Annotated in this window: 13 protein-coding genes and 2 pseudogenes; 13 read left to right on the forward strand and 2 right to left on the reverse strand. The window is 72.9% G+C overall.

Translation table 11 applies throughout. The annotated features are described in order from the left end of the window. Window positions 1-15: 15 nt before the first annotated feature. Window positions 16-738, reverse strand: coding sequence for an A24 family peptidase (locus tag F8271_RS25245; protein WP_225854744.1), 723 nt, complete (start codon window positions 736-738; stop codon window positions 16-18). Window positions 739-1,448: 710 nt separating this feature from the next. Here F8271_RS25245 and F8271_RS25250 point away from each other — a divergent pair. The 12 genes and pseudogenes from F8271_RS25250 to F8271_RS25305 all read left to right on the forward strand — a co-directional run. Next, complete coding sequence (locus F8271_RS25250) at window positions 1,449-2,015, forward strand: hypothetical protein (protein ID WP_151492319.1); 567 nt, start codon at window positions 1,449-1,451, stop codon at window positions 2,013-2,015. Continuing rightward, window positions 1,970-2,928: pseudogene (locus F8271_RS25255) on the forward strand (hypothetical protein). The gene F8271_RS25250 and the pseudogene F8271_RS25255 overlap by 46 nt, the downstream one beginning before the upstream one ends. After that, a complete protein-coding gene (locus tag F8271_RS25260; RefSeq protein WP_151492320.1) occupies window positions 2,925-3,584 on the forward strand; it encodes an SAF domain-containing protein in 660 nt (219 codons plus the stop codon). Before F8271_RS25255 ends, F8271_RS25260 begins: the two are co-directional and overlap by 4 nt. Window positions 3,585-3,586: 2 nt before the next feature. Then, window positions 3,587-4,387, forward strand: a complete 801-nt coding sequence (locus F8271_RS25265; protein ID WP_151492321.1) for a ParA family protein — start codon at window positions 3,587-3,589, stop codon at window positions 4,385-4,387. Next, entirely contained in the window at window positions 4,377-5,921 is a 1,545-nt protein-coding gene (locus tag F8271_RS25270; RefSeq protein ID WP_151492322.1) for a CpaF family protein, read from the forward strand. The genes F8271_RS25265 and F8271_RS25270 overlap by 11 nt, the downstream gene beginning before the upstream one ends. A 4-nt stretch (window positions 5,922-5,925) precedes the next feature. Next, complete coding sequence (locus F8271_RS25275; RefSeq protein WP_151492323.1) at window positions 5,926-6,828, forward strand: type II secretion system F family protein; 903 nt, start codon at window positions 5,926-5,928, stop codon at window positions 6,826-6,828. Between the two features lie 2 nt (window positions 6,829-6,830). Continuing rightward, window positions 6,831-7,700 (forward strand): type II secretion system F family protein, encoded by an 870-nt coding sequence (locus F8271_RS25280; protein WP_370461965.1) that lies wholly within the window; start codon window positions 6,831-6,833, stop codon window positions 7,698-7,700. A 25-nt stretch (window positions 7,701-7,725) separates the two neighbouring features. After that, the gene (locus F8271_RS25285) at window positions 7,726-7,935 is read left to right on the forward strand and encodes a hypothetical protein (RefSeq protein WP_151492324.1); all 210 of its coding nucleotides are present in this window, start codon (window positions 7,726-7,728) and stop codon (window positions 7,933-7,935) included. An 8-nt stretch (window positions 7,936-7,943) separates the two neighbouring features. Next, entirely contained in the window at window positions 7,944-8,393 is a 450-nt protein-coding gene (locus F8271_RS25290) for a TadE/TadG family type IV pilus assembly protein (RefSeq protein WP_151492325.1), read from the forward strand. Then, the gene (locus F8271_RS25295) at window positions 8,312-8,857 is read left to right on the forward strand and encodes a TadE/TadG family type IV pilus assembly protein (RefSeq protein WP_370461966.1); all 546 of its coding nucleotides are present in this window, start codon (window positions 8,312-8,314) and stop codon (window positions 8,855-8,857) included. Before F8271_RS25290 ends, F8271_RS25295 begins: the two co-directional genes overlap by 82 nt. A 74-nt stretch (window positions 8,858-8,931) precedes the next feature. Continuing rightward, window positions 8,932-9,303, forward strand: coding sequence for a hypothetical protein (locus F8271_RS25300; RefSeq protein WP_225854745.1), 372 nt, complete (start codon window positions 8,932-8,934; stop codon window positions 9,301-9,303). Between the two features lie 16 nt (window positions 9,304-9,319). Next, window positions 9,320-10,342: pseudogene (locus tag F8271_RS25305) on the forward strand (LysM peptidoglycan-binding domain-containing protein); the annotation flags it as partial. 452 nt (window positions 10,343-10,794) lie between these two features. Here the strand turns inward: F8271_RS25305 and F8271_RS25310 are convergent. Further along, the gene (locus tag F8271_RS25310; protein WP_151492329.1) at window positions 10,795-11,649 is read right to left on the reverse strand and encodes a Rieske 2Fe-2S domain-containing protein; all 855 of its coding nucleotides are present in this window, start codon (window positions 11,647-11,649) and stop codon (window positions 10,795-10,797) included. Between the two features lie 78 nt (window positions 11,650-11,727). On the opposite strand from F8271_RS25310, the gene F8271_RS25315 reads away from it, so the two are divergent. Next, complete coding sequence (locus tag F8271_RS25315; RefSeq protein WP_151492330.1) at window positions 11,728-12,528, forward strand: crotonase/enoyl-CoA hydratase family protein; 801 nt, start codon at window positions 11,728-11,730, stop codon at window positions 12,526-12,528. The last annotated feature ends 123 nt before the right edge of the window (window positions 12,529-12,651 follow it).

Below are 12,651 nucleotides of genomic sequence, written 5' to 3' on the forward strand. Positions count from 1 at the left end.
GGGGTCGGGGTCGGGTCAGGTTGCCAGCAGGCGGGCGGCTGCCGTGCCGAGGAGCAGGAACGGGCCGAACGGCAGGTGGGTGCTCCAGCGGGCCCGTCGGGCCGCCAGCAGTCCTACGCTGACCAGCGCGGACAGCCCGAACGCGAGCAGCATCCCGAGCAGCAGGACCGGCCAGCCGTACCAACCGAGCAGCGCCCCCACACTGAGCGCCAGTTTGGCGTCGCCCAGCCCGAAGCCGCGGCGACCGAGCAGCAGCGTGCTCGCGGCGAAGAGCAACGCCAACCCCGTGCCGGCGGCGATGGCACGCAGCCAAGACCCCAGCGTGGCTTCGCCGAGCACGGCCAGGCCGAGCAACAGCCAGGTCCCGGCGGCTGCCGGCAGGGTGAGACGGTCCGGCAGACGGTGCACGGCCAGGTCGACGACGACCGCCGGGATGGTCCAGCCGAGCCACCAGGCCAGCGCCCACAGCGGCCCGACCGGTGGTCCGACCGACAGCAGCAGAACGACCGCGCCGAGCACGGCCAGCTCGATGGTGGCTGCCGGCGGGCCGACCCGGGCCCGGCAGCGACCGCACCGAGCGGTCGGACCGAGCGCGGGCCAGGGCCGGGTCAGGCCGATCGGCGCGCCGCAGGCGCCGCAGCCGGTGCGGTTGGCGGTGCCCGACGGTACGGCGTGCCGCACGGCGGCCAACCGCAGCAGCGGGCTGACCGCCACGATCGCGAGCACAGTAGGGAGCACGGTCGGGAGCCGGAGATGACCCGCGACCGGGCCGAGCCGCGCCGTTCGTGCCCGCCGTCGACTCCGATCGGTTGGGTCCTCCTGCCCGGGAACGGCTGCCGGGGGGCCGGTCAGTGCCATGTCGGCCGTCCCGATCGGCAGGTGCCCTCCCGCAACATGAACACGGATCGTGACTGAGGGATCGCTCTGGTGTAGCGGATGGCGCAGAAAGCGACCTGCGCCGCGGTGCCCCGGAGGGCCTCCCGGGCTGGTTCCGGGACGGCTGTCGCGGTGGCCCGCGCGGCAACGTCGTGGCCGGCGAGGCCCAGCCGGATGCCGGGATGACGCCGCGATGTCCCACTCCCGGGACCGGCGGACGCGTCGCTGGGACTCGGTCCGACCCGGCCACGCCCGATCATCGTCGGCCGATCATTCGGCCACTGTCGGGGGTGCAGCACGGACACCGGTCACCACCACCTGCCATCACGGAGAGTGTTCACTTGAATTGCCTCTGTTGCATCGGCGACCGTCAGCTTATGCTCGCCCCTTGAGTGTGACGCAAGCCTCACTACAACAACTGGACGACACGGGACCTTGCATTTGTAGAAGATCCGTAACGGTGAATGCAGAAGCGCAATGAACAGCTCCGGATGTGCTGATCCGGGCGCGCTTCCGCATGTCCGGCGGCGGTGACCCGTCACCGCGCCAGGCGACCACGAGGAGGCTCGACGGTGCGCGGACGGCAGCTCAGGCGAGCGGCAATCTGCCTGCTGGCGGTCGTGGCGGCGGTGCCGGCCACGGCCTGCGCCAGCGGACGGGACGCCGTCGAAAGGCCGACGGCGGCCCGGGAAGAGGGGCAGCAGACCGACCCGGAGGTCGAACGGCAAGCCGCCGAAAAGGCGGCACTGGACGCGTACTCCGGTTATCTCGCGGCCTCCCGCACGGCGAGCGGACGCAGCGATCCGCGCGCGCCGGAACTGTCCCGGTTCCTCGCTGATCCACTTCTCACCCGGGTCCGGTTGTCCATTCACGAGGCCAAGGAGCACGGCGCTATGCGTACCGGGACGGTGAAGTCCGACCCGACCGTCACGGCGGTCAGCCTGGACGCGACCCCGGCCACCGTGGACATCCAGGACTGCCTGGACACGACGGCCTACCGGCTGGTCTACGCCAAGGACATGCGGGTGGTCCCGGGCAGTGGCGGCGGCAAGCACCTCTCCACCGCCACCGCCACCCGCTACCCGGACGGTCGATGGCTGATCAACTCCGGTACGACGCACCGGGACCAGCCGTGCTGACCCGGGGAGGAAGGGGCGCCCCGGCCCGTACCCCCCGGGTCGGGACGCCCCGCCGGGCGCTCGCCGGGATCGGCCTCGCGCTGCTGCTGGTGGTCGGCGGGACGCTGCCGGCCGCCGCCGCCCGCCGCGCGGACCCGGGGGCGGGCTGCCCGCCCGACCAGCCCGACTGCAGCGTCTGGGACGACGAGCCCGGCACCCCGGCGGCGGCGGTGTCTGCCAGTGGGCCGGGCAGACTGTTCCCTGCTACCACGATGTGCTGGGCTGGTTCAACAACGGCGACGGCTGCTACTACAAGCTGGAGGAGCCGCAACCGGCCAACACCCCCGAGGGCCAGCAGTGGTACCTGTTGACCTGCAACGGCGGTGACCAGGGCAGCCAGCGCGAGGAGCTGCGGGACGGGCCGCCGCCCGGCTACGGCGCACCGCCCGACCCGGAGGAGCTGGCTCGCCGCGCCCTCGCGTCGATCAAGCTGCTCCCGGCGCGCCTGAGAGTCGCGCCCCGCAAGGACGTCGGCCCCGGCCTGGTCGGCCTGCCGGTCTGGATGTGGGCGACCCCGAGCGCCAGCTACTTCGGCCCGTTGCGCGCGTCCGCGTCCGACCGTGGCCTGACCGTCTCCATCGAGGCGAAGGTCGACCGGATCGTCTGGGACATGGGCAACAAGAAGGACACGGTCACCTGCACCACCGCCGGCACCCCGTACGACGCGAAGGGCAGTTACGCCGGCAAACCCTCCCCGGACTGCGGCTTCCACACGGGCTATTCGAAGGCCGGCACGTACCGCGTCGGCGCCACCACGCACTGGACGGTGCGCTGGTGGACCGGCGACGGCGAGACGACCGGGCAGATCCCGCAGACCCGGACCAGCGGCACCGTGCCGATCCAGATCAACGAACTCCAGGTGGTCACCAGATGAGCCTCGCGACTCGCAACGGAACCGGGTCGGTGGACGCGCCGGTCACCCCACCCAAGGTGGTCCGGCAGCGCCGGGTCCGCCCCGGGCTGCTCGGTCTGGCCGTACTCCTGATCGCCCTGGGCGGGTTGGGCGCGGCCTTCGCGGTCACCTCGGTCCGCGCCACCGGCAGCTACCTGGCGGTGGCCCGGCCGGTGGAGGTGGGCCGGGAGATCAGCACCGCCGACCTGATCACCGTGCAGGTCGCCGGAGGGCAGGGGCTGCGGCCGGTGCCCGCCGGCCGGCTCGACGAGGTGGTCGGCAAGAGGGCCGCCGTGGCGCTGGTGCCGGGCACTCTGCTCACGCTGTCCCAGATCACCGACGATCCGCTGCTCGGCCCCGGGCAGCAGCAGATCGCGCTCGGCCTGAAGACCGCGCAGGTGCCGGCCCGCAAACTGCACCCCGGAGACAAGGTTCTGCTGGTCAGCACCCCGGACAGCAACGCCAACGGCGATGCGGCCGCCACGGGCACCCGGTTCACGGCCAGTGTGATCGACATGGTGAACCAGGCCAACGACGACCAGGTCGTGTACCTCGCGTTGCCCGTCCGGGACGTGCCCGCGGTGGTGGCGCTCGCCGCACAGAAGCGCATCGCCGTCGTGCTGACCGAGGCGGCCTGAGCATGGCGATCGTCGCGCTGGTGTCCGCGAAGGGTTCGCCCGGCGTCACCACCTCGGCGCTGGCCTGCGCGCTGACCTGGCACCGGCGGCTGGTGCTCGCCGAATGTGACCCGTCCGGCGGGTCGATTCTCGCCGGCTACCTCGGTGGCCAGTTGGACGGGCCGCGCGGCATCGGCGAGCTAACCGTCGGGGAGCTGCGCGACGGCAACCTGGAGACCGCGTTCTGGTCCCAACTGGTCGACCTGGACGCACCTCGCCGCGAACGGCTGCTGCTGCCCGGGCTCGTCGACCCGACGCAGGCCGGCAGTGTCACCCCGCTGTGGCAGCGCTTCGCCGACTACTTCAACGCCCTGGACCGCGGCAACCCCGGCTACGACGTCCTCGTCGACTGTGGCCGGCTGCACGTCGCCGGCCCGCCGTGGCCGCTGCTGCGCGCCGCCTCGGTGGTGCTGCTGGTGACCCGCGCCAACCTGCCCGACCTCTCCGGGACGCGGGCGGTGGTCACCGCCATCGAACGGGACTTCGCCGAGCATCGGGTACCGCCGGGCACCCTGCGGCTGCTGCTGGTCGGCGACGGGCACGGTCGGGCCGAGATCAGCCGCGCGATGAAACTGCCGGTGATCGCCCGGCTGCCGCACGACCCGCGTACCGCCGGGGTGCTCGGCCTCGGTGGGACCGTGCGATCCGGACGGCCGCTGCTGCGCGCGGCGGCCGCGCTGGAGGTGCCGATCGGCGCGCTGCTGGAACGCCGGCAGGCACGACTTGCCTGGCCCGTGCAGCAGGGGGTGCCGGATGCGGTTTGAGCCGGTCTCCGCCGACCCGCGCCGGCAGCCGCCGGGCGCCACCTCCATCGCACCTCCGCTGCCCACGCCGAACGGCCGCCACCACCAGTCCCAGGCGGTGCCACCACCCGCACCCACACCCGGCCCGCCGAGGCCGGAGCAGCCACTCCGCCCCCGGATGGACTTCCAGGTCGTCCGGGAGCTGCGGCGGGAACTCACCGAACGGCTCACCCTGTGGCAGCGCGGCCGGGAATTCACCGTCGACGAGGAGGACACCGAGCGGGCACGCCTCGCCGTCACGGTGGTCGCCGAGTACGCCGACGCGGTCCGCCGGGCCGGCACCCCGATGGCCGCCGACGAGGAACGCCTGCTGCTCGACCAGGTGACCGCCGAACTGGTCGGCCTCGGCCGGCTACAGACCCTGCTGGTCGACGACACGATCGAGGAGGTGCACATCCTCGGCTGCGACCAGGTGCGCATCACCCGGCACGGCGGCGGGGTGGACTGGGCCGAACCGATCGCCGACAGCGACGCCGAACTGGTGGAGATCCTCCAGGCGGCGGCCCGCCGGGCGGGCGCGACCGAGCGGTCCCTGTCCACCGTGAAGCCCACCCTCGACCTGCAACTGCCCGACGGCAGCCGCTTGGCCGCGGTGTTCCTGGTCAGCCACCGCCCGTACGCGGTGATCCGCAAGCACAATACGCTGGACGTGAGCCTGGACGACGTGGCCGGCGCCCGGGGTGATCTGGACGAGATGATCGATCCGCTGCTGCGCGACTTCCTCCGCGCGGCGATGCGCGCCGGGCTGAACATCATGGTCGCCGGTCTCGCCGGCGCCGGTAAGACCACGATCATCCGGGCGTTGATGAACGAGATCCCGCCGGACGAGCCGTACGTGCTGCTGGAGGAGAGCCGGGAGCTGCTGCCCGCCCGCCGCCGCGAGCGGCACCGGGCCGTGATGAGCTTCGAGGCCCGCGAGGGGCACGGCGAACGCGGCTTCGACGGTCGCCCGGCCGGCGAGGTGACCATCGCCGACCTGATCCCGCTCTCGCTGCGGATGGGCGTGCTGCGGATCATCGTGGGTGAGGTGCGGTCCCGGGAGATCGTGCCGATGCTCCAGGCGATGACCACCAGCCGGGGTTCGATGTGCACGATCCACGCCCGCTCGGCCGCCGGCGTGGGTGAACGGATCGTCGAGCTGGCGTTGGCGCACGGCCGCGAGATGACCGTCGACCAGGCCCGCCGGATGGCCGGCAACGCCCTCGACCTGATCGTCTACGTCACCGTCGAGGACGAGACCGCCATCGGCGGGCGCAAACACCGGTTCGTTTCGCACGTGGAGGAGATCATCGGAGCCGGCGAGGGTGGCCGGATCACCACCACCTCCGTCTTCGGGCCCGGCCCGGACGGTCGCGCGGTCCCCCGGCACCTGCCGGAACGCGTTCGCGACCAGTTGCTGCGGGTGGGCTACGACGCCCGGCTGCTGACCCGGTGGATCGACGCCGGCACGGGTGCCTGGCGTCGGGCTCGGCAGACCCGACTGGCCCGGCGGTGACGTGATGACCGACAGCCTGGAGTTGATCGCGGTGATCTCCGGGGCCGCGTGTGTGGCGGGGCTGCTGTTGGCCGTCGTGGCACTGGTCGGCACCCGCAAGCCCGCGGGGCCGGCGCCGGGTGCCGGGTCGGGCCCGAGCCGGCTGTGGCGGGGCTCCGGCAGCACACCCGCCGAGCGGCGCGCCTACCAGGTGCTCCTGCTCGCCGCGGTGGTCGCCGGAGCGCTGGCCTTCCTGCTGACCGGGCTGCCGGTGGTGGGCCTGCTGGTCGCCGTCGCGGTGCCCGGCGCCCCGTGGCTGTTCGGGGTGGGCAAGGCCGAGCAGCGGGCGATCGCCCGGATCGAGGCGGTCGGCGAATGGACCCGCCGACTCAAGGACGTCTCCGGCACCGGGCAGGGCCTCCAACAGTCGATCATCGGGACGATCGGCAGCGTTCCGCCCGGCATCGAGGACGAGGTCCGGTTGCTCGCCTCGCGTCTGCAGGCCGGCTGGATGGCGCGCTCCGCGCTGCTGGCGTTCGCCGACGAGATCGGCGACCCGGTCTGCGACCAGGTGGTCGCGGCCCTGATCCTGCACCTCAGCGACCGTGGCGAGCGGCTCGGTGACGTGCTCGGCTCGATCGCCGGCGCGGCCGCGGCCGAGGTGGCGACCCGTCGGGAGATCGAGGCCAAACGCACCCAGCCGCGGTTCGCGGTCCGCTTCCTCACCGGAATGACGCTGGCCACCCTGGCGTACGGGCTGATCAACACCGAGTACATCAAGCCGTACGGCACCCCGGTCGGCCAGGTGGTGATGGCCGCGCTCGGTGCCGCGTTCATCAGCCTGCTGGCCTGGGTGCGGTCGATGAGCCAGCCGCAGCGCCCGGCCCGGTTCCTGCCGGCGCCGGATCCGCGCGAGGTGATCGCGTGATGATCGTCAACTGGCAGCTGGCCATCGCGGTGTGCGGCGGTGCCGGGATCGGACTGGGCCTGTTCCTGGTGATCCGGGAGTTGGTGCCGGCGACTCCGGCGCTCGGGCCGGCGCTGCGCCGACTGCACCAGCCGGCGGGTACCGGACGGGTTCCGACTCCCGCGTCCCGGCGGCTGGACTGGTTGACCGGGCTGTCCCGCTGGTTGCGGCCGCCGCACCGGCAGCTCGCCCTGATCGGTCAGACCCCCGAGCAGTACGCGCTGTCGGTGCTGCTGTCCGCGCTGATCGGGTTGGCCACGCCGACCCTGCTCGGGGTGGCGCTGTTGGCGTTCGGTATCTCGTTCCCGCTGGTCGTACCGGTGCTGGGCAGCCTCGGCCTGGCGCTGATGGGCGGCCTGCTGGCCCACCGGGCCGTGCTGACCAAGGCCGATGCCGCCCGCGACGAGTTCCGCCAGGCCGTCTGCACCTACCTGGACCTGGTCGCGTTGCAGCTCTCCGCCGCGCACGGGCCGGTCCAGTCGTTGGAGCGGGCGGCGGCGGTCTGCGACGGCTGGGTGTTCGACCGGATCCAGGAGTCACTGCGGATCGCCCAGATGCAGATGCACGCTCCCTGGGACGAGCTGCGCGAACTCGCCGACAAGATCGGCATCCCGGAGTTGGGCGACGTCGGCGCGATCATGCGCTCCTCAGGCAGCGAGGGCGCACAGGTGCACGAGACCCTGCGCAGCCGGGCCGACTCGCTACGCGACCAGATCCGCACCGACAACCTCGCCCGGGCCGAGGGGGTGACCAGTCGACTCGACATTCCGGGAGCACTGCTCGTCTTCGTGCTGCTCGGCTTCGTCGTCTATCCGTTCATCGCCCGCATCTGACCCCACCCCCGTGAAGGAGTACGCCATGTCCATCCTCAGCTATCTGCACGTCGTGATGACGACGCGCCTGGCCGAGCTGCGCCACGACGGCGAGCGCGGTGACAGCCCGGTGCCGACCGCCGTGATCATCTTCGGGCTGGTCTTCGTCGCCACGGTCGTCACCGGCCTGGCCCTGAGCAGGGCCAACAACTGGATGACCAACATCCCGACCTTCGGAAACCCGACGGCGCCGTAGTAGCCCGAATGAGTCAGGCCGCGTACCCGAGGTGGCGCCGGGCGGTAGTCACCGCCCGGCACCGCCTCGTGGCCGTCGACCGGGAGCGGGGAGCCAACCCGGTGGAACTCGCCGTGGTGATGCCGGTGATCCTGGTGCTGCTCTTCGCGTCGCTGCAGGTGTCGGCCGTCTTCTTGGCCCGCGCCGCCGCGTTGAACGCCGCGCAGAGCGGCGTCAACGCCCAGCGGGTGCAGCAGGCCGAGGACGGTGCCGGCGTGGCCAGCGCCACCCAGTTTCTGAATACCGCCGGTGGCTGGCTCGTCGGTTGGGACAACCCCGGCCCCACCTGCGTGATCACCGACGCGGACACCGAGGTGACCTGCACGGTCTCCGGTAGATCCCTGTCGGTCGTACCGGGCGTGGACTTCGCGGTGCAGCAGACCGCCCACGGCACCGTGGAGAGGGTGACCCAGCCGTGAACCGCACCGCCGAGCGGGGCTCGGTCTCCATCGAGGTGGCGGTGCTCGCGCCCGCGTTCATCGCGCTGATGGTGCTGGCCGGTGTGGCCGGTCGCAGCGCGGTGGCGGCCGAGTCGATCGAGACCGCCGCGCACGACGCGGCCCGCGCCGCCTCGATCTCCCGGAACGCCGACACCGCCCGGGACGCCGCTCGGAACGCCGCCGAGAAGCAACTGGACTGGTCCGGGTTGGCCTGCGCCAACCCCCTGGACCTGACGTTCACCGGCTCGGTGGCCGGCACGGCCGCCAGCTTCGACGACGCGTTCAGCAGCCCGGTCGGCGTGGATGCCACGGTGACGGTGCAGATCAGTTGCCTGGTGTCCTTCACGGACATCTCCCTCGACGTCCTACCCGGAATGCCGACCGACAACTTGATCACGGCGAAGTTCACGTCCCCGCTGGACCGCTACCGGAGCCGGCAGTGACCACGGCCACCCGGACGCCGCCGTCACCGTGGTCGGCCGAGCACGGCCGGGTGAGCATCTTCCTGGCGGTGGCGATGGTCGGGGTCCTGGCCATCGTGGGCCTCTCCTTCGACGGCGCCGGGCAGCTGCGCACCCTGCAACGCGCCAACAATCTGGCCGCGGAAGCCGCCCGGGCCGGCGGTCAGGCCATCGACCTGGCCACGGCCATCGAGGGCGGACCGAAGCGGATCGACGAACCACAGGCCGTCGTCGCGGTCGGCAACTACCTGACCTCCGCCGGCACCACCGGCCACACCGTGAGCTTCCCGCAGGTCGGCGGGGAAACCCTGATCCGGGTGACCGTCACGATCACCTACCAGCGCTCGATGCTCGGGCTGATCGGCTTCCCCGGGACGGTCACCGTCACCGGCGAGGCGACCGCCCGGGCCATCACCGCAGGACCGTAGGAAGGGAGAGGCAGCCATGCCCGTATCGGGTGGGTCCGTCGTACGGCGGACCGGACGCATCCTCACCGGCGTCGGCGCGCTGGTCGTGCTCTGCGCGCTGTTGGCCGGCGCGCCGGTCGCGTTGATCGCCTTCGCCGGCAACCCGCTGCCCGACCACCTGCCCACCATCAGCGAGGTGGGCACCGCGCTGACCAGCCGGGACGACGGTCAGCTCTTCCTGCGGGCACTGGCTCTCGCCGGCTGGTTCGGCTGGGCCACGTTCGCCTTCTCCGTCCTCGTCGAGTTGGGGGCGCAGACCCTGCGCCGTCCGGCTCCGAAGCTGCCCGGGATGAGCCGCCAGCAGAAGGCCGCCGCCGCGCTGGTCGGCTCGGTCGCGCTGATCCTCGCCGCCAGCCCGGCCGCCGCCAGCGCCGCCGCGGTCTACGCCGGTCCGACGTACGCCCCGCCGGGCACCCCGGCGGTCAGCACCGTGGCCGCGCCGACCCGCGCGGCTGCGACACCCGACACCACGGCACAGGTGTACCGGGTGGCCCGGGGCGACTACCTGGGTGAGGTGGCCGAGCGTTATCTGGACGAGTTCGGCGACTACCGACGACTCGCCGAGTTGAACCGGTTGGACGACCCGGACCGGATCCATCCCGGCCAACTGCTCCGGCTGCCCACCGAGGCCGCCGACCAGGGCAAACGACCGCATGCGACCGGCCGGCTGGTGAGCCGACCCACCCCGCCCAAGCCGCCGGCACCCCGGCCGGCACCCGAGCGGACCGCGCCGGAGCGGGTCGATCCGGCACCACCCGGCGGTACGGAGTCGGCGGGTCAACCGCCAGCGATGACCGTGGGCGCGGCACGGGCCGGCACCACCGACCGGGTGAACCGACCGCTCGCGGTCTCCGCCGTGCTGGCCGTGGCGAGCATCGTGGGCGCCCAGATCGGCGCGGTGCTCGGGCTGCGCCGCCGCCCGGCAACCGCCGGTGCGGCACCTCGACTGGCCGCGGCCTCCCGCACGACCATGGGCCGCGCGGCTCGCACCGCTGGCCGCACGGCTCGGGGCGGGGGCGGCACGGCTCGGGGCAGCGGCCCGGCTCGGAGCAGCGGGGCAGCGTGGGCCGCCAGCCGGGCGGCGGCCAGCGAAGCCACCGGTTCACCGGCAAGTGACGCGGCGCCCGCCGGGGCGCCCTTCGGTGGGAACGCGCCCGCCGGGGCGTCCTTCGGTGGGACCGCACCCGCCGGGGCGCCAACCTGGACCGATGACGAGAGCGGGACCGGCGGCGACACCCCCGACGGGCTGCTCGACGGCGGGCATGGCCTGGACTCCGTGCCGGACGGCCCGCCGGTCGGCAGGCACCGGCGTTGACCCGGCCGCTCGGGTGACCACGAGCGGGCTCGGTGCCGAGGTGCCCGCAGAGCGATACCTGTGAGGCATAAATATGACCTGGAGGCAGGGGTCTTCGGTAACCCCGCGCCCGGTCGAGGGCTGTGGCCCGATGGTGGTCAGGGCAGGCGGGTCTGGAGCACGCCGTTCTGGATCCGGGTGGGCAGGATCTGTTGGTCGTTGCCGGACGGGCCCTGCATGACCTCGCCACCGTTGAGCCGGAACGCGCTGCCGTGCCACGGGCAGACCACGCAGGCGTGACCGTCGATCTCCTGCACCTCACCCTCACCGAGTGGTCCGCTCTGGTGCGGGCAGCGCTCCAACATCACGGTGACCTCGTCACCGTGCCGGTAGAGGATCACCGAGATGTCGTCGTCCACCTCACGGGTGATCAGAGTGCGTTGCGGCAGGGTGGCCATGTCCGCCAGGGAGTGCCAGCCGTCGCTCATCCGGTGCAGCTCGGACACGCTCTGGTTGACCTGCGCGCCCTGCTTGTACGCCAGGTGGCCGCCGATGTAGGCCCCGAGGCTCACCGCGGACAACCCGAGGAAGCCGAGGGTACGGCCGACGCCGTACCGCCCGGAGAGCCGCGCGGCCAGCGAGCCCGCGTAGAGGCTGATGCCGACCGTGTTCGCGGCGGCGTGCACCAGGCCGACCCGGCGCTGGTCGCGGGACAGCGCCGCCCAGTCGTTCAGCCCGGCGACGGCCGCCGGCACCGCGCTGACGGTGCCGAGACCGACCAGCACGGTGGCGGGACGGCGCTGCCCGGGCATCAGGTCCAGCACTGCGGCGCTGATCCAGGCGCCCACCGGCACCTGCACCATGGCCGGGTGCAGCGGATGGCCCAGCGTCACCCCGTGCAGCAGGTCCCGTAGTCGTCGCGGACGCAGCGTGCTCAGGACCGCCCGCTGCAACCGGTCACCGGCCCGGTCCATACCGGATGCCTGCTCAACTCTCGTCAGAAGTGCTCGCACGAGTACCGACTTCCCGGCGAACGCGGTAGCAAACCGGTCGCCGACGACAAATCGTCGGTGGGCGGGCATGCTGGAGCGGTGAGCGTACGGGTGGAGCGCGCAGGTCCGGTTACCACGATCATTCTCGATCGGGCGGAGGCTCGGAACGCCGTTGACGGGCCGACGGCCCGGGCGCTCGCGGACGCCTTCCGGGCCTTCGACGCCGACCCGGACGCGGCGGTGGCCGTGTTCTGGGGGGCGGGCGGCACGTTCTGCGCCGGCGCCGACCTCAAGGCGATCGGCACGCCCAGCGGTAACCGCGTCGAGCCCGAGGGGGACGGGCCGATGGGTCCGACCCGGATGACGCTCAGCAAGCCGGTGATCGCGGCGATCTCCGGGTACGCGGTGGCCGGCGGGCTGGAGCTGGCGCTCTGGTGCGACCTGCGGGTCGCCGAGTCCGACGCGACGCTGGGGGTGTTCTGCCGCCGCTGGGGCGTACCCCTGATCGACGGGGGCACGGTCCGGCTGCCCCGGCTGATCGGCGAGAGTCGCGCACTGGACCTGATCCTCACGGGCCGTCCGGTGCCGGCGGACGAGGCGTACTCGATGGGGTTGGTCAACCGGTTGGTGCCACCCGGCCGGGCGCGGGCCGCGGCCGAGGAGCTGGCGGCGGCGATCGCCCGGCATCCGCAGACCTGCCTGCGCAACGACCGGGCGGCGGTGCTGGCCGGCGCCGGCCGCCCGGAGCCGGAGGCGCTGGCGACCGAGCTGGCGTACGGGATGGCCTCGCTGGCCGCCGACGCGGCGGCCGGCGCGGCCCGGTTCGCCGCCGGCGAGGGCCGGCACGGCACGATGCCGCCGGGAGGGGCGAACCTCCCGGCGGCATCCGGTGCCGGCTAGCCCTGCATTCCGCACGTGGCTGATTGTCAACACCACTCGAGTGGGTCGATGTCGAGGAGTTCGAGGAGATGGAGTTGTAGGGGTGTGGGTTGAGGGATGGTGTGTGGGTTGCCGCTGGTCGCG

The sequence above is a fragment of the Micromonospora sp. ALFpr18c genome (assembly GCF_008868155.1).
Lineage (GTDB): Bacteria > Actinomycetota > Actinomycetes > Mycobacteriales > Micromonosporaceae > Micromonospora.

Bases quoted from the DNA above. Each gene is read 5' to 3' on its own strand.
- F8271_RS25270 (WP_151492322.1), top strand. From the start codon at position 4,377: ATGCGGTTTGAGCCGGTCTCCGCCGACCCGCGCCGGCAGCCGCCGGGC.
- F8271_RS25260 (WP_151492320.1), top strand. From the start codon at position 2,925: ATGAGCCTCGCGACTCGCAACGGAACCGGGTCGGTGGACGCGCCGGTC.
- F8271_RS25265 (WP_151492321.1), top strand. From the start codon at position 3,587: ATGGCGATCGTCGCGCTGGTGTCCGCGAAGGGTTCGCCCGGCGTCACC.
- F8271_RS25300 (WP_225854745.1), top strand. From the start codon at position 8,932: ATGGTCGGGGTCCTGGCCATCGTGGGCCTCTCCTTCGACGGCGCCGGG.
- F8271_RS25285 (WP_151492324.1), top strand. From the start codon at position 7,726: ATGTCCATCCTCAGCTATCTGCACGTCGTGATGACGACGCGCCTGGCC.
- F8271_RS25275 (WP_151492323.1), top strand. From the start codon at position 5,926: ATGACCGACAGCCTGGAGTTGATCGCGGTGATCTCCGGGGCCGCGTGT.
- F8271_RS25290 (WP_151492325.1), top strand. From the start codon at position 7,944: ATGAGTCAGGCCGCGTACCCGAGGTGGCGCCGGGCGGTAGTCACCGCC.